Raw genomic sequence first — 16,994 nt, 5'->3', positions numbered from 1 at the left:
GAGAGGATATCGGGCTGGCAGGTCCCACCGCTGACCGGGGCCTTGGCCAGGTCGATGCCGTCGGCCCCGCCGTTGATGGCGGCCAGGTTCTGGGCGATGCCCAGATCCGCGGTGTCATGGGTATGGAACCAGAGGATCGTATCCTCGGGCACCAGCTGCCGGGCCGCCTTGAAGGTATCGTGGACCTTCTTGGGGTTGGCCGTGCCCGAGGCATCCTTGAAGCAGATGGAGTGAAAGGGGACCTCGGCCGCCAGCAGCTGCTTGAGCCGATCCATGTAAAATTCCACGGTATGGGCTCCGGTGCAGCCCGGCGGCAGGTCCATGATCGAGATCACCACCTGATGTTTGAGGCCGTGGTGGACGATCCGCTGACCCGAATACTCCAGGTTGCGGATATCGTTGAGGGCATCGAAGTTACGGATGGTGGTCATGCCGTGCTTCTTGAACATCTTGGCGTGGAGATCGATGATGTCCCGGGGACACTGGCTCAGGGCCACCACGTTGATCCCCCGGGCAAGGGTCTGCAGCTCCGCCTCCTTGCCCACCTCCAGCCGAAAACGATCCATCATGTCAAAGGCCGATTCCCCGCAGTAAAAGAAGAGGCTCTGAAACCTGGCCCCGCCGCCTGCCTCCAGGTGGGTGATTCCGGCGTCCACCGAGGCCTTCAGGGCCGGCAGAAAATCGTTGGTCAATACCCTGGCTCCGAACACGGACTGGAAACCGTCCCGAAACGAGGTATCCATAAAACGAATTACTTTCTTAGCCACAACATTCTCCTTGCTTTGAAAAAAAGCTCTACTTCATCTTGACAGAACCCGAACCAGTCATCCCTGAGCCAGATCACTCAGGCCCCGGCCAACAGCTCCGCCTCATAGGCGCCCACGGCAGCGGCGATCACCACGATATCATCCTCAACATCGGCCGCCCCTGCCCCCGGCAGAGCAGCGGACTGCTGCCGGGCCAGGTTGCGGTGCTGCCGCTCCAGGCGGATGGCCTCCACCTCCCGGGCCACAGCCCCCCTGGCCAGTCGTGAAACCAGCTGGATCAGAGCGATGGTAAAGCTCAGAAACAAGAGGACCGTGGCCATGCCGACGAACAGTAACTTCACACCTTCAAACAGCATGATTGGTTTTCCTTGAAATGCGTCCCCCAACACCTCTACCCGGTCCCCCCGGGCCCCCCTGGAGTGCGCTCCGGCCTAAGGCCTGCGCTGCTCCAGTCGGTGTATACAGGGATCATTGACAGTTCCCCTTTCCAAGCAAGGATGGGACCCGAGAAAACAAAAAACAAACATCTACCTGAAAAAACGATGAAATCAAACTTTCCGCGCCGCCACCCTGCCTTCATAGTGGCGGATTTCCACCCATGCCTGCACTGCCAGGGTGGAGGAATCTGACCCACCTCTTGCAGGCCGACCCTCCTGCCGGCAAGGGCTACCACTGCCATGCCCGGGACGCCCACCACTGCTGCCCTGTCCTGATCCCAGCAGGAAAAGGGCCGATCCGGAAAAATCAGTTGAGTTTCAACCTGCCCTCGTTTATCGTAATATCTTTATTTTCCTGATCAGTTACCCCCTGGGAGACGGTTCCGGAGAGCCTCTTAGGCCTGGGAAAAACGCAGCAACTTTCAGCCCATCCTGGGGGGGGGTAGGCCGGGACAGCTTTTCTCCGGACAGAACCATCACCCATTCCTTCTAATCCAGAGGCACTCCATGCGTCGTCTGTTCCTCAGCCTGCTCCTGCTGCTCGTCCTCTTCTCCACCAGCTCTGCCCAGGCCCCACCTGCGGCCAAGGTCAGGACCGCGCCCATTGTCCAGGAAGAGGTGGCTCCCAGTAAGGGGTTTCTTGGCCTGCTCTACTATGACCGCAAGAGTGAGGTGGCCAGTGAGGTCGCCGGCCAGGTGGAACGGGTGGAGGTCCGCAGCGGCGACCTGGTCAAGGAGGGCCAACCCCTGGTACAGCTCAACACCGAGCTGCTGGATATCGAGATCGCCCTGGCTACCACCAGGGTGGAGCAGGCCGCACTCCAGGTGAAACTGGCTCAGAAGAATTTCCAGCGACAGCAGAGCCTTTTGGAAAACCGCGGAGCCAGCCAGAGGAAGTATGACGATGCCCAGTACGCCTTCAACAATGCCGCCATGGAGCAACAGGCCGCCCGCCAGACCCTGGCCAGCCTGGTCTTGAAGAAGAAGAAGAGCCTGATCACCGCCCCCTTTGACGGCGTCATCCTCGACAAAGGGGTCGACTCAGGCGACTGGGTCAAGCAGGGGGGGGAGGTGGTGGCCATCGGTGCCAGCCAGGCACTCTACATCAAGGTGCCGGTGGGCGAGACCCTGCTGCGCTATCTGGAGGCGGGTAGCGAGGTGGAGGTGGTCATCAATGCCTTTGAGACTGCCATGGGCGGGATTATCGATACCATCGAACCCCGGGCCGATGCCAAGACCAAGAACGTCTTTGTCAAGATCCGAATCCCCCCCCTGAGCAGGGGTGCGGAAAACATGTCGGCCACGGTCTACCTGCCCATCGGTGCGCGCCAAAGGCTGAGCATCATCCCCAGGGACGCTCTGATTACATTTCAGGGCAAGGACTTCATCTACACCATCAAGGAGGGCAAGGCCGCCATCCTGCCGGTGCATATCGTCACCTTCCTGGGAGAGCGGGTGGCCGCAGACAACCCCTACCTGGTCCCGGGCATGCCGGTGGTTGTCGAGGGCAACGAACGACTCCGTCCTGATCAGGCGGTCATGGTGACAGGAGAGTAAGGAGATGGATATCATCCGTTATGCCCTGGACAAGCCGGTCTCCGTGGCCGTGGGAGTCATCCTGGTGCTCCTCTTCGGCACCCTGGGCCTCAAGCAGTTGCCCATCCAGCTCACCCCGGACGTGGAGACGCCCCAGATTACGGTGGGCACCTCCTGGAGCGGGGCCACGCCCTATGAGGTGGAAAAGGAGATCATCGAGCCCCAGGAGGAGGCGCTCAAGGGTTTACAGGGGCTCTCCAAGATGGAGAGCGCCAGCTACAACTCCTTTGGTGAGATCACCCTCTCCTTCCAGTTGGCCACCAACCTGGACGATGCCCTGCTCCGGGTCTCCAACAAACTCAACGAGGTCGCCGACTATCCCGAGACCGCCCGGGAACCTGTGATCGAGGCTGCAGGAGCCCAGAGTTCACCGGTGATCTGGATGGTGATCCGGCCCCTTGCCGACAATCCCACCCCCATCAACCACTTTCGGACCTTTTTTGAGGATTCCGTGCGCCAGCATCTGGAGCGGGTCCCAGGGGTGGGTTCCCTCTTTGTCTTCGGCGGTACCGAGAATCAACTGGAGGTCATCATCGATCCCCAGGAGATGGCCCGCTATGATGTCTCCATCGACCAGCTCAGCCAGGCGGTCCAGCAGGCCAACGTCAACATCGCGGCCGGGGTCCTGGGCATCGAGAAGAAGAACTACCGGATCCGCACCGTCAGCCAGTTCCAGAGGCCGGAGGATCTCCTCAAGGTGGTGATCCGCGATGACGGCACCAACCGGGTCTACCTGGGAGATGTGGCCCGGGTGGCCAAGGGCCATGAAAAGGAGGATGTCTCGGTGCTCCACAACGGCTCCCAGGTGATCGTCATCGGGGTCAGACGGGAACAGGGGGCCAATGTCCTGGAGATGAGTGATCGCCTGGAAAAGGCGGTCCAAGGCCTCAACACCACCCTCATGGCCGACAAGGGCCTCTACATCGACTGGGTCTATGACCAGCGGCCCTACATCAACCGGGCCATTGCCCTGGTCAAGAACAACGTCTTCATCGGCGGCCTGCTGGCCATCGGGGTACTGCTCCTCTTTCTGAGAAGCATCCGCTCCACGGCCACCATTGCCACCGCCATCCCGGTCTCGGCCATCGGCGCCTTTATCCTGCTCTGGCTCACCGGCCGGAACCTGAACGTGGTCAGCCTGGCCGGGATCTCCTTTGCCGTGGGCATGCTGGTGGACAACTCCATCGTGGTCCTGGAAAACATCGACCGCCACCGTCATCTGGGAAAATCCGCCTGGACCGCCGCCTACGACGGCACCCGGGAGGTCTGGGGGGCGATCTTTGCCTCCACCGCCACCACGGTGGCGGTCTTCCTGCCGGTGGTCTTTATCCAGGAAGAGGCAGGTCAGCTCTTCCGTGACATTGCCATTGCCATCACCTCCTCCATCCTCCTCTCCCTGGTGGTCTCCATCTCGGTGATCCCCACCATGATCAACCTGCTCTACCGCCGAAACCGGCCCCGGAAGAAGAACCGGCTGCAGCAGTCCCGCCTGGGGCCATGGCTGGCCGGGATGATCATGGCCCTCTCCAGCCTCTGCATGCGCAACCTCGCCAGCCGGATCCTCTCGGTGGTCGGTTTTACGGCCATGTCCCTGGTGCTGATCGTCAGCCTGCTGCCCAGCGCCGAGTACCTGCCCCAGGGCAACCGCAACCTGATCCTCAACATCCTGATCCCGCCGCCGGGCTACTCGGTGGAGAAGATGAAGGATATGGGCCGCTACATCTACCAGGAGGCGGCCCCCTACTTCCAGGAGGACAACCGAGACGGCATCCCCCAGATGAAACAGATGTTCTATGTGGGCGCAGACCGGATCAACCTCTTTGGCGGCATCAGTATCCACGAGACCAGGGCCAAGGAGATGATGCCGGTCTTCAACCGGATCATGCAGTCCATCCCCGGCATCTTCGGGGTCAGCATCCAGGCCGGTATCTTTGAGTCGGGTATCGGTAAGGGCAGGACCGTGGAGATCAACATCTCCGGCGAACAGATCGAGCCCATTGTCGCGGCAGCCAGGACCCTGTTCGGGATGACCGGCAAGGCCATCCCCGGCGCCCAGGTCCGGCCGGTGCCCTCCCTGGAGACCAGCTATCCCGAGGTCAAGATCCATCCGGATAAGGAAAAGATGCGGGCCAACGGCTTGAGCGAGTCTGACCTGGGCATCTATGTGGATATCCTGATGGATGGGCGTAAGATCGACGAGTACCGGCCCGAGGGCACCAAGCAGGTGGACCTGGTGCTCAAGGGCGACGAGACCCTCTTCCTGACCCCGGAAGACCTGCTCAACGCCACCATTGTCAGCCGCTACGGCGACCTGGTGCGGATCGGCGACCTGGCCACCCTGGAATATTCCCAGGGTATGCCCCAGATCAACCACCTGGAGCGCAACCGGACCATCACCCTCCAGGTCACCCCTCCCGCAGAGCTGGCCCTCCAGGAGGCCATGGAGATCATAGAGGGCGAGATCATCGCCCCCCTGGCCGAGGACGGCAAACTTACCGGGGTGACCGTCTCTGTGGGCGGGAATGCGGACAAACTCAGCCAGACCAGGCAGGCCCTGCAGTGGAACATGCTCCTGGCCGTGGTGATCACCTACCTGCTGATGGCGGCCCTGTTTGAGAACTTCTTCTACCCCCTGATCATCCTCTTCACCGTGCCTCTGGCCGCGGCAGGCGGGTTGATCGGCCTGCGCTGCGTCAATGCCCTGATCGCCCCCCAGCCCATGGATATCCTCTCCATGCTGGGCTTTATCATCCTGATCGGCACGGTGGTCAACAACGCCATCCTGATTGTCCACCAGTCGCTCAACAATGTCCGCTACAACAACTTCAGCGGCACGGCCGCCATCTCCGATGCGGTCCGCACCCGAATCCGGCCCATCTTCATGAGCGCCACCACCAGTGTCCTGGCCATGTCACCGCTGGTCATCGCCACCGGCTCGGGCAGTGAACTCTACCGGGGCCTGGGCTCGATCCTCTTGGGCGGCCTGGCGCTCTCCACCCTGTTCACCCTGTTTGTGATCCCCTCCTTGCTGACCTTCTTCATCCACTTTGAACGCCCGAGAAACCAGGCCAAGGAGGAGCCAGGGGGCTAAGCTGAGCAGCCCTCATCCTCCCACACCCAAAGACGCAGACCCTCTTGCCGGCAGCAATCCTGGCAGAGAGCAACCATCACTAACAAGGTTTTCAGATGAGTACACTGGAAGATTTTTTTAGCGAAAAGATACAATTACCTTCACCTCCGGCCATTGCCCTCCAGATCCTCAAGGCGGTACGCCAGGAGGAGAGCAGCTTTGCCGACCTGGCCGAGATCATCCGTGCCGACCCTGCCCTGACGGCCCGGATCTTAAAGGTTGCCAACTCCTCCCTCTATGGCCTGCCCAGAGAGATCAGCTCCTTGACCCAGGCCACCTCGCTGCTCGGCACCGATACCCTGAAAAACATCGCCCTCTCCTTCGTGATCGTGGAGGGCTTAAACAGTGTCCACCAGGCCGGCTTTAACCTGGAGCTCTTCTGGAAGCGGGCCATCTCCACGGCAGTGGCTGCCGAGAGCCTGAGCACCGCCATGGGCTACCGGGACCAGGATCTCTTTATCTCGGCCCTGCTCCAGGACATCGGCGTGCTGATCATGTTCCTCTCCGATGGGGTCGGCTTCAGCCAGATCCTGGACCTGAAGCGAATCAACGGCCAGCCCCTCTGCGCGGCGGAGCAGCAACACTTCGGCTTTGACCATGCCCAGCTCGGGGCACGGCTGCTCCAGCAGTGGGACTTTCCAGCCGGCATCGTGGAGCCGATCCGCTCCCATCACGCCCCATCCCGGGGCGAACACCAGCAGGCGGCCAGCATCCTCAGCATCGCCGACAAGATCGGCTCCATCTATCACGGCAACCAGAGCAACCGTAAATCCATCGAGGTGCAGCAGGAACTCATGGCCGGATCCCGGCTCGAGAGTTCCCAGATAACGGAACTGATCGACGGAGTCGGCGAAAGATCCCGCGAGATCATGGAGCTGTTTTCCTTTGATCCCGGCGAGATGAAGCCCTTTTCTCTGCTCATGCAGGAGGCCAACGAAGAGCTCCGCCAGCTCAACTTTTCCTATGAACAGGTGGTCCTGGAACTCAAGCAGGCCAAACAGAGTGCCGAACAACTGGCCGTGGACCTGAAAGAGGCCAATGACAAACTGCGCGAACTGGCCTTCAGGGATGACCTGACCGGACTCTATAACCACCGCTACTTTCAGGAGGTCCTGGAAAAGGAACTGCAACGATGCCACCGTTACGACCACCCCCTTGCCCTGATCATGCTGGATATCGATTACTTCAAGCAGATCAACGACACCTATGGTCACCCGGTGGGTGACCGGGTCTTGAAAGAGGTGGGCCAGAGGATGGTTGAGCTGGTTCGCAAGGTGGACATTGTGGCCCGCTATGGTGGGGAGGAGTTTGCCATTATCCTGCCGGAAATCGGCAGCAGCGGGGCCAGGGTCCTGGCCCAGCGAATTCGCAGAGGGGTGGAACAGTACCGCACCAGGATCGGCCAGCAGGAGATCGCGGTAACGGTCAGCATCGGCCTTGCAGCCAGCGACAACTGTGGAGCGGAGCTGGGCCGCGCCGGTCTGATCGCCCAGAGTGATCAGGCCCTGTACACGGCCAAACGAAGCGGCCGAAACAGGGTGGAGGGATGAACCACAGCCGGGAAGTCAGGATTCCTCCAGGGTATCCCTGATGGCTACCCCGATCTTGGCCACAGAGTAGGGTTTTTTCACGAAACGCCCCACCCCCGAGCAGATCGCCTCCTTCACCCGCTCGGTTTCAGCGTAGCCACTGACGATAATGGCCTTTTGGCCGGGACAGACCTGGATAATGCCCCTGTAGGTCTCCAGGCCATCCATCTCCGCTTCTGCCAGAATCATATCCAGCATCACCAGATCCACAGGATGATCCTGGAGATAGGCGATGGCCTCTGCTCCGCTGCCGACCTCCACGCTCCGATAGCCCAGCTTGGTGAGGATGGCATTGGCCAGCTCCCGCTGTTCCCTGATATCGTCCACCACCAGAACGCTCTGGCCCCTGCCCCGGTAGTCACCCTGCCTGGCCTGGAGCACCTCCTGGAGGATATCCTCCCTGGTAGCCCTGAAGTAGAGACTAAAGAGCGTCCCGCCCCCTTCCCGGGGACTCACCCGGATAAAGCCATCATGGTCCTGGACGGTTGCCCAGACCACGGCCATCCCCAGGCCGGTACCGCTGCGCCCTAATTTTTTCTTGGAATAATAGGGTTCAAAGATGTGATCAATATCCTCCGGCGCGACCGCGCTGCCCTCATCCGCCACCCTGAGGATAAGGTACTCCCCCTCCTCAGCCCCTGGGGGGACGAGGGGTTGGTCGGTCCCATCGATATAGCAGTTCTCGGTGGCGATGGTAATCCGCCCACCATAGGGTTGGGCTTGGATCCCGTTGCAGATCAGATGCATGATCGTCTTTTGCAGATGTACCTGGGAGCCCTTCATCTTCATCAGCTCAGGATCGAGTTCAACCACCACCTCAATCCCCTGAAAGTCTGCAAAGAGTTGGCTGTATTCCGGAGAGCGGAGATACTGTCGCACCAGGTTGTTGAGATCGATGACCAACCGCTGGCTCGCTCCGCGCCGGGCCAGGGAAAGCAGATCATCCACGATATTGGCGGCCTTTTGGCCGGTCTCTTTGATGGTGAGGAGAAATTTACGCTGGGGACTGTCAGCGGGCAAACTGTTGAGGATCAGATCAGGATAGCCGACCATCCCGGCCAGGACATTGTTGAGGTCATGGGCCACGCCGCCGGCCAGGACGCCCAGGGCCTCCATCTTACGGCTCCGCTGGAGCTGTTCCTCCATGGCACCAAAGGCGACGGCCTCCCTCCTGCGCTCAGCCGCCATCCCCCTGGCCGAACGGGCCAGGGCGTGAAACTCCTGATAGGGAAGCGCAGCGAACTCCTGCTCCTGCTCAGCCCTGACCGGCTGCACCATGAAATCGCGACACTCCTCGATGGCAGCCTCCATGGAGCGACCCAGGTAGCGCGACAGCCAGATTATGGCCGGCAGGCAGAGCAACAACAGCACCCCGATGAGGAGCAGGTCCCGTTGAATGGTCTGGAAGAGGAGCTGACGCCTCTTCATGAGGCCCTGGTTGATGGTGTCCACATAGATGGCGGTTCCCACCATCCACTGCCACCCATCCACGCCCCGGGCATAACCGATCTTGGCGGCAGGGAGGCCGGTATTGGCCCGGATGGTGCCCACGTATTCCAGAAAACCGCCCTGCTCCTCCTGGCGAGCCAGGCGAATCAGCTCCTGGATCACCGCCACCCCGTTGACATCCTGAAAATCCCACTGGTTGGCCCCCACAAGGGCAGGGTTGACACTGGACAGGGTCAGCCCCTGATAGTCATAGACAAAGATCGACTTTCCCCCGCCGTAACGCACCCTGCCGATCCACTCCAGGGCCATCTGCTTGAGCTCCTGCTCATAATCTTCCAGATACTCACCGCTGCCCACCCACCAGCCAAAGAAAGGTAATGCCTGTATATAGCCTATCTTTTCCCGAGGAACCGAGGGATTGCCCGGCCGATCCCAGTGCCAGCGCAACCAGCCCTGCCCCTGGTTCTTGATTAACTCGATGGCCTGGCGAACCATATACCTTCCCCGGCTGTCCTGGAGATCCGCAAGCCTGGTTCCCTCCAATCCAGGGGCAAAGGGCAGCAGGATGTTGTTGCCGGCACGGTCATAGATAAAGTAATCCCCCTGGCCATCGGCCAAGCTGGCCCCGCGCAAGGCCTCCCGAATCAGAGCCTTCACCTCCGCCTCGTCCATGGTGGCGACCTGGGCTGCATGGATACCCTCGGCAATGCCCACCGCCTGCTCGACCCGCTTTTTGAGCCGCTTGAGCAGGCGTTCTTCCGAATGCTCGCGCAGGAGTTTGATCTGCTCCACCACCTGGGCCACCTCTTCACGGACCCTCTCTTTGGAGTTCGCCAGGTAGCCGGCCTCCAGTGCCCTGATCTCCTGCTTAAAGCTCAACACTTCCCTGGTCAGCCAGAGGGCCGCGACCGAGACGGCGGCCAGGAAGGCCACCACAATCAGGCTTGCGGTGATGGTCTTATGGAAACTTGAGAACAGTTGCATGACTCCTTCCTCTGGCAGGAATGACGTTCTTGGTGCTGACAAAGGCGGCCGCAGAGAGACGAACACCACGAAATTTCAGGCAAGGCGAGAAGCCCTCTGCCGACCCTTGCCTGCAGGGTACTTTGAAAAATGATATTTCCCGCTCAGGATCACGGCATGGGGAATTTCCACCGCAGCCATATAACGGATATTCCGAAGACAAGAGGTACACCATAACGCAAAGACTCAGGCAGAGACGGGAAAAAAAAGCAATTTTTCACACTAGCCGGTACCCTGTGAGAGCAGCAGAGTTACCACAACGGATCGTTGGCAGACCAGGGTCCTTGTTGACCGCAACAGGGGGTCTGCCCAGGCTCCAGGCTAGCGTAGGCCGGGAGCGTTGACCATTCTTCAACCAAGGAGGCCCCATGTTTATCAACGGCACCTGGCTTGAGCGCCAAGACCAGTTTCCTGTGACCAACCCTGCCAACGGTGAGCTCATTGCCCAGGTGGCGAACGGCACCAGGGAGGATGCAGCTACGGCCATCGCTGCGGCGGCTGCCGCCTTCCCTGCCTGGTCCCAGACTACCAGCTACGAACGCAGTGCCCTGCTCTACCGGGCCCACCAGTTGATGAGGGAACAACAGGAAGAACTGGCCCGGCTGATGACCCGTGAACAGGGCAAGCCCCTGGCTGCCGCCCGGATCGAGGTGGCCTATGGCGCCGACTTCCTCCTCTGGTTTGCCGAAGAGGCCAAACGGATCTACGGCGAAACCATCCCCTCGGCCCGGAGCAACCAACGCTTCCTGGTCCAGCACCGGCCCGTGGGGGTGGTGGGGGCCGTCACTCCCTGGAACTACCCGGTCTCGATGATCACCCGCAAGGTGGCCCCGGCCCTGGCAGCCGGCTGCACCGTGGTGCTCAAGCCGGCAGAGGCGACCCCGCTCACGGCCATGGCCCTGTTTCGGATCTTTGCAGCGGCCGGTGCGCCTGCGGGCTGTGTCAACCTGGTGACCGCAGCCGAGCCCGCCCCCATCGGTGAAGAGTTCTGCACCAACCCCCTGGTCCGCAAGCTGACCTTCACCGGTTCAACCGCTGTGGGCAAGCAGCTGGCCACCCTGGCTGCACCCCAGCTCAAACGGGTCTCAATGGAACTGGGCGGCCATGCCCCCTTCATCGTCTTTGCAGATGCCGACCCGGTCCACGCGGCCAAGGGCGCAGCCCTGGTCAAGTTCCTCAACACCGGCCAGGCCTGTATCTGCCCCAACCGCATCTATGTGCATCGCTCCATTCTGGAACCCTTTGTCCAGACCCTGCTTGACCGGATCACGGCCATGCGGGCCGGCAACGGTCTGGACCAGGGGGTACAGGTGGGGCCACTGGTGAACCAGGCGGCCCTGGACAAGGTCGACGCCCAGGTCCGGGATGCGGTGGACCGGGGTGCCAGCCTGCTCTGCGGGGGCCACCGGCTGACGGACAGGGGCCTGGACCAGGGAACTTTCTATGCCCCTACCCTGCTCACCGGGGTCCGCCCAGAGATGCTGATCTACCGGGAAGAGACCTTTGGGCCGGTGGCAGCGGTCATCCCCTTTGACGACCGGGACGATATCATTGCCATGGCCAATGACACCGACTATGGACTGGCCGCCTATGTCTACACCAGGGACCTGAAACGTGCCCTGCGCAGCTTTGAACAGCTCCAGTTCGGGATGGTGGGGATCAACGATATCAACCCCACCAGCGCGGCCGCCCCCTTTGGCGGCATCAAGCTCAGTGGTCTGGGCAGGGAGGGGGCACGGCTCGGCCTGGAAGAATATCTGGATGTGCGCCTGGCCGGGATCACCATCTAAGGGGCAAGCGTAGAGGAGGCAAGGGCTTACAGTCCGGAACATCCCCCCGGACAGGCCCGGGCAGGCAGGGAGGGTGAGGGCGGCTAGCCCTCCTCCCAGACCTCTCGGACCACGACCTCCTGGTCGGCCGGATTCATCACCCGGCAGGCGATCACCCCCTCCTTGAAGGTGCCGTAGAGGGAATAGCGGGGGATACACAGGGTACCATCCGCCTCCAGGGGCACCATGGCGATGACATCGCCGCCGTTACCCAGGGTCAGTTCGCAGGGAATCTTTTTCATCTTTTCCTCTCTGGTTTCACAGGATCAGCAGCCAGGCCAGCAGCCAGGCAAGGAGGCACCCCAGGGCCGAGGCCCGCATCATCAGGGAGCAGGCCCGATCGATATGGACAACCTTGGGCGGGGCAAAGAGTTTGCCGATAAAGGGTTTGTCCACCAGCTTGCCCCCGTAATAGTTGGGCCCGTTCAGCCGTACCCCCAAGGCCCCGGCAAAGGCGGCCTCGGGATAGCCGGCATTGGGACTGGCGTGCTGGCTGCCCTCCAGGCGTCCGGTCTCCCAGGCCAGCCGGCCGCTCTTGAGGGGCGAGAGTTGAGCGGCCAGGCTGATCACCGCCACTGCCCCGCGGGCCGGCAGAAAGTTGGCCAGGTCATCGATCCGAGCCGCGGCCCGGCCAAAATCCAGGTAGCGTTCATTCTTGTAACCCACCATGGAGTCCAGGGTGTTGACCATCTTGTAGCACAGGGCCAGGGGCCCGCCGCCCAGGGCAGCAAAGAAGAGCGGAGAGAGCACCCCGTCCACAAAATTTTCCGCCACCGTCTCCACCGTTGCCCGGGCGATGTCATCCCCCCCATAGGAGCCCACATCCCGGCCGACGATCATGGCCACGGCCTGCCTGGCCCGATCCACCTCACCGGCGATGAGCAGCTGGTAGATCTCCCTGGCGGCCTGGGCCAGGGAACGGGCCGAGAGACAGTAGAAGAGCATGATCACCTCCAGGACAAAACCGGCCAGGGGGTGGAGAGCGCTGACCAGTCCCAGGAGCAGGCTGCTCAGCAACCAGGTCCCGCCGATCAGGAGCAGGGCAAAGAGCAGGCCGGCCTGGCGGGGATTCCTGACCAGGGCCCGGCAGGGCGGCTCGGCAGACTCGATGGCCTTTCCCATCCAGCGGATGGGATGGGGCAGGCCCCGGGGATCGCCAACCACACTGTCCAGAAGAAAGGCTGCCGGCAGGACCAGGAGCAGCGACCAGCCGGAGCCGGGAGAAAAAAACGGTTCCATCACGCCCCCTCCAGGATCACGTCTCTCAGACCATGGGCTGCCCGCCGGTTCAGCTCCGCTCCCTTGAGGGAGATCCGGACAAAACCCTGGTCCAGGCCATGGAAGTTGCTGCAGTTACGGATCAGGATCCGCTCCCGCAGCATGGCCGCAGAGACGGATTCGGCGCTATGGGGCTGGGGCAGACGGATCAGCTGATAGGGGGTATGGCTGGGATAGAGCTCCAGGGAGGTCTCTGCCAGGCGCCGGCGAAACAGGCTCAGCTCCCGGTCGAGGTACTCCTTGGTGACCTGGAGAAACTCCTGGAGCAGCCCCCCGTGGTCGGCCAAATAGACGACCGCCTCCTGGGCCAGGCTGTTGGCACACCAGGGCTGCATGTAGCGGCCGAAGCGGCTCAGCACCTCGGGATCGGCCACCAGAAAGCCGGCCCGCAGCCCCGGAATGCCGAAGATCTTGGAGATGGACCAGAGCACCACCACGTTGGCCAGCCCGCAGTTGACCATACTCCGATCCTGGGCGACCGGCAGAAAGGAGAGGTAGGACTCGTCGATGATAAAGGTGGTCTCAGGGAGTTCGCTGCAGAGGGCCAGGAGCTGGTCATGGGGGATCAGCTGGCCGGTGGGGTTGTCGGGATTACAGAGAAAGACCGTGTCATAGGAGCGGGCCTGCTCAGCCAATCTGCCGCTATCCACCAGAAACTGGTCTTCCGCCCTGGCCAGGAAGAAGTCGGCCTCCACCCGGTGCATGGCGCAGCTGGAGGCGTAATCGGCGTAGGTGGGACCGACGATCAGCACCCGCCGGGATTCCAGGGCCGGACAGACGTTGTAGATGAACTGGGTGGTGCCGGTACCCATCAGGATCCGGCCGGGGTCCAGATCCAGGATCCGTGCCATAGCCGCTACCGCCCCCCCGGCATCCACCTCGGGCAGGACCATCACCCGGTCCAGCTGGTCGCAGAGATGATCGAGCAGGCCGGGCATCACCCCCAGGGGGTTGATGTTGCTGCTCATGTCAACGATATCTTCCGGACTGCAACCCAGCTCGAGCGCTGCTGAGGCGATATTGCCGCCGTGTCCCTGGATCATGCTGCTCCTCCCTCTCTCTGTCGATGGATCAAGGCCAGGATGGCCTCCACATCCAGATGCTCGGCCATGTGCTCGGCCAGCTGTTCATAGGCCCTGTCCCGGGCCAGCGGCCCGTGGCTCTGATCCGGCCGGATCTCTGCCAGGCCGATGGCCTGCAGCCAGTGAGCCGTGATGGCCGGGGTATCAAAGAGGCCGTGGATATAGGTGCCGATCACCCGGCCGTCTGCACTGATGCAGCCGTCGCTGTCCTGGCACGCCTCTTGGTTTCTCTGCTCCACCTCGATCAGGGGCCGGCCTCCCTGGAGGGTGGTCTGGCCCATGTGAATCTCATAACCCCGGCCCTGATGGCCGGCCCAGGAGAAGTCGGTCAGGGTGGTGGTCTTGGGGGCCTTGAGCACGGTCTCCACCTCCAACAGCCCCAGGCCCCGGGTGGAGCCGGGCTGCCCCTCTATCCCCTGGGGATCGTGGACCTGACTGCCCAGCATCTGGTAGCCGCCACAGACCCCCAGGACATGGCCGCCCCCCCGGGCATAGGCCAGCAACCGCTCCTGCCAGCCACTCTCTGCCAGCCACTCCAGGTCGCTGCGGGTACTCTTGGAGCCGGGCAGGATCACCCCGGCAAAGGAGGCCAGATCCTGGGGCTGCTGGAGGTAGACCAGTTCCAGACCCGGGGTGTGGAGCAGCGGATCAAAATCGGTAAAGTTGGAGATATGGGGCAGCTTGATCACCGCCACCGCCGGCTGGTCCTGGCTCGCCTGGGTATAGGAGGGGACGTTTTCAATGGTCACCGCATCTTCGGCCTCGATATGAAAGTGTCTGTACCAGGGCAGCACCCCGAAGACCGGCTTAGCGGTACGCTCCTCGATCCAGTCCACTCCGGGTTGAAACAGGCGGATATCGCCCCGGAAGCGATTGATCACAAAGCCTGCGATCTGCTCCTGCTGCTCGGAAGAGAGGCAGGCCAGGGTGCCGACGATCTGGGCAAAGACCCCGCCCCGATCGATATCCGCCACCAGGATCACCGGGGCCTGGGCATAGGCCGCGGCCCGGAGGTTGACGATATCGTTGGCCATCAGGTTGACCTCGGCGCAGGAGCCGGCCCCCTCCATCACCACCACCTCATACTGATTACGCAGCCGGTCCAGGGCGGCACAGCTCTCCTGGAAGAGAAAGGCCTTCTGCTCATAGTAGGATCTGGCCGAGGCCTCCAGCCAGGCCTTGCCGTGGAGCACCACCTGGGAGCCGACGTCGCTGGTGGGCTTGAGCAGCACCGGGTTCATGTCCACATGGGGGGCAATCCTGGCCGCCTCGGCCTGGACGATCTGGGCCCGCCCCATCTCCAAGCCCTCGGCCGTGACTCCGGAGTTATTGGACATGTTCTGGGCCTTGAACGGCGCCACCCGGACCCCCTGATTGGCCAGGATCCGGCAGAGGGCGGAGGTGACTATGGATTTGCCCACATCAGACCCTGTTCCTAAGACAGCAACACAAACAGCTTGTTTCCCCATGGCTTCGCCCGTCTCCCTGTTATTGTACGCTTAAAGGGCAGCTTCAACAGTGGTTCTTTCGCCCAATCCCTGCGTTACGGTGAACGTTGTATCTCGGAATATCCGTCATCTGCCTGTGATGAAATATTCCCCATGCCTTGATCGAAAAATCTGCTGCTTCAAAGCAGCCTGAATAGAGATCTGGAGATCAGGCCCTTGAACCAGTCTCTTTGCAGAGGTACAGAGTCTGAGCCCCGGCTCAACTCTCGATGCCCTTCCTGGCCTGGATCCCCCGGCTGTAGTAATGCTTCAGCGGTCGCATCTCGGTGACCAGGTCCGCCTGCTCCAGCACCCGGGCCGGCGCCCCCCGGCCGGTGAGCACCAACTCCACCTCAAGCGGCCGCAGGCCGATCAACTCCAGCAGATCATCCTCGCTGAGCAGCTTGCAGTCATAGGCCACATTGATCTCATCGGCGATCACCAGATCATACTCGCCCCCTGTGAGGGCAGAGCGCAGGGTGACAAATCCCTGTCGGGCGGCCTCCAGATCCTCCTGGCTGGGCGGCCCATAGATGAAGCAGCCCAGACCGTACTGACAGATGGTGATCTCCTGGGAAAAGCGCTTGAGAGCGGTCAACTCGCTGTAGGGGGCATTCTTGATAAACTGACCGATATAGACCCGCAATCCCGCACCCACAGCCCGCAGGGCCAGGCCCAGTGCTGCCGTGGTCTTGCCCTTGCCCTCACCTGTATACACCTGTACATAGCCCTGCATCCCATCCTCCCGACCCCTGAGAGCCCATCGCCCCGAGCTGATCCCGGATCCTAGCTTAGAGAAAACTGAAAAAAATCCCCGCCCCTGCGGCCAAGAGCCCAATAGTCCAACAGGCCAATAGCCCTTTTTGCCGAGAGCAGCCCCGCTGCCTGGCCGATACCCTGGCCGATACCATTGCCGATACCATGGCGGCCGGCTTTATTCGTCAAAGCGCCCCCACTGCTTACCGCAAATCAGCCTTTCCTGCCAGTGATCAATATTTCCCCACTAAAAAACCGCCCATATTACCTGCTTGACTATCTGCTAGCCGCTAGGTAAGTTGTCGCCTACCATTTTGCATGAGCGTGTAGCAACACGCCTGAGGGAATCCGGTTCAACTCCGGAACGGGCCCACCGCTGTAACCGAGGACAACTCCACCAGGATGCCACTGTTCACCGATGAATGGGAAGGCGGGGGAGGCGAACGATCCGGGAGTCAGAAAACCTGCATGCAGAATCAGAATCGCACCTTTCCGGCACAGGGGTGACGATATCGACTCAGGGAAAAAAGGGATAACCTGGATCAACACCAATGTTGATCCAGGTTTTTTT

The 16,994-nt window shown here is 61.5% G+C and carries 11 protein-coding genes, 1 pseudogene and 1 riboswitch; of the genes and pseudogenes, 4 read left to right on the top strand and 8 right to left on the bottom strand.

Annotated elements, in window-relative coordinates; translation table 11 throughout:
* Together G494_RS0120750 and G494_RS0120745 are read right to left on the bottom strand one after the other, a co-directional pair.
* Positions 1-767 (bottom strand): annotated as a pseudogene (locus tag G494_RS0120750) (biotin attachment protein); the annotation flags it as partial.
* A 77-nt stretch (positions 768-844) separates the two neighbouring features.
* On the bottom strand, positions 845-1,123 hold the full coding sequence (locus tag G494_RS0120745) for an OadG family protein (RefSeq protein ID WP_028586048.1): 279 nt from the start codon (positions 1,121-1,123) through the stop codon (positions 845-847).
* A 588-nt stretch (positions 1,124-1,711) separates the two neighbouring features.
* Here G494_RS0120745 and G494_RS0120740 point away from each other — a divergent pair.
* The 3 genes from G494_RS0120740 to G494_RS0120730 all read left to right on the top strand — a co-directional run bounded on the left by G494_RS0120740 (position 1,712) and on the right by G494_RS0120730 (position 7,480).
* A complete protein-coding gene (locus G494_RS0120740; RefSeq protein ID WP_035247890.1) occupies positions 1,712-2,761 on the top strand; it encodes an efflux RND transporter periplasmic adaptor subunit in 1,050 nt (349 codons plus the stop codon).
* Between the two features lie 4 nt (positions 2,762-2,765).
* The gene (locus tag G494_RS0120735) at positions 2,766-5,891 is read left to right on the top strand and encodes an efflux RND transporter permease subunit (protein WP_028586046.1); all 3,126 of its coding nucleotides are present in this window, start codon (positions 2,766-2,768) and stop codon (positions 5,889-5,891) included.
* Between the two features lie 95 nt (positions 5,892-5,986).
* Positions 5,987-7,480 (top strand): sensor domain-containing diguanylate cyclase, encoded by a 1,494-nt coding sequence (locus G494_RS0120730; RefSeq protein WP_028586045.1) that lies wholly within the window; start codon positions 5,987-5,989, stop codon positions 7,478-7,480.
* Positions 7,481-7,495: 15 nt separating this feature from the next.
* Here G494_RS0120730 and G494_RS0120725 read toward each other — a convergent pair whose 3' ends face one another.
* Positions 7,496-9,952: a cache domain-containing protein gene (locus tag G494_RS0120725; RefSeq protein ID WP_028586044.1), complete on the bottom strand. Its 2,457-nt coding sequence runs from the start codon at positions 9,950-9,952 to the stop codon at positions 7,496-7,498.
* A gap of 407 nt (positions 9,953-10,359) precedes the next feature.
* Between G494_RS0120725 and G494_RS0120720 the strand changes: the two genes are divergently transcribed.
* Positions 10,360-11,781, top strand: a complete 1,422-nt coding sequence (locus tag G494_RS0120720; protein ID WP_028586043.1) for an NAD-dependent succinate-semialdehyde dehydrogenase — start codon at positions 10,360-10,362, stop codon at positions 11,779-11,781.
* 83 nt (positions 11,782-11,864) lie between these two features.
* Here G494_RS0120720 and G494_RS0120715 read toward each other — a convergent pair whose 3' ends face one another.
* The 5 genes from G494_RS0120715 to G494_RS0120695 form a co-directional block, all read right to left on the bottom strand.
* Positions 11,865-12,062, bottom strand: coding sequence for a hypothetical protein (locus G494_RS0120715; RefSeq protein ID WP_028586042.1), 198 nt, complete (start codon positions 12,060-12,062; stop codon positions 11,865-11,867).
* A 16-nt stretch (positions 12,063-12,078) separates the two neighbouring features.
* Positions 12,079-13,059, bottom strand: coding sequence for an adenosylcobinamide-phosphate synthase CbiB (gene cbiB / locus G494_RS0120710; RefSeq protein ID WP_028586041.1), 981 nt, complete (start codon positions 13,057-13,059; stop codon positions 12,079-12,081).
* Positions 13,059-14,141, bottom strand: coding sequence for a pyridoxal phosphate-dependent aminotransferase (locus G494_RS0120705; protein ID WP_028586040.1), 1,083 nt, complete (start codon positions 14,139-14,141; stop codon positions 13,059-13,061). Before G494_RS0120705 ends, cbiB begins: the two co-directional genes overlap by 1 nt.
* The gene (locus G494_RS0120700) at positions 14,138-15,649 is read right to left on the bottom strand and encodes a cobyric acid synthase (RefSeq protein ID WP_028586039.1); all 1,512 of its coding nucleotides are present in this window, start codon (positions 15,647-15,649) and stop codon (positions 14,138-14,140) included. Before G494_RS0120700 ends, G494_RS0120705 begins: the two co-directional genes overlap by 4 nt.
* A 238-nt stretch (positions 15,650-15,887) precedes the next feature.
* On the bottom strand, positions 15,888-16,403 hold the full coding sequence (locus G494_RS0120695; protein ID WP_028586038.1) for a cob(I)yrinic acid a,c-diamide adenosyltransferase: 516 nt from the start codon (positions 16,401-16,403) through the stop codon (positions 15,888-15,890).
* A gap of 321 nt (positions 16,404-16,724) precedes the next feature.
* Positions 16,725-16,909, top strand: a riboswitch (cobalamin riboswitch).
* Positions 16,910-16,994 lie beyond the last annotated feature (85 nt).

The organism is Desulfogranum mediterraneum DSM 13871 (assembly GCF_000429965.1).
GTDB classification, from domain to species: Bacteria; Desulfobacterota; Desulfobulbia; order Desulfobulbales; family Desulfobulbaceae; genus Desulfogranum; species Desulfogranum mediterraneum.
Note: the sequence above shows the minus strand (reverse complement) of the source record. Positions and strands in the feature narration are given on the sequence as shown.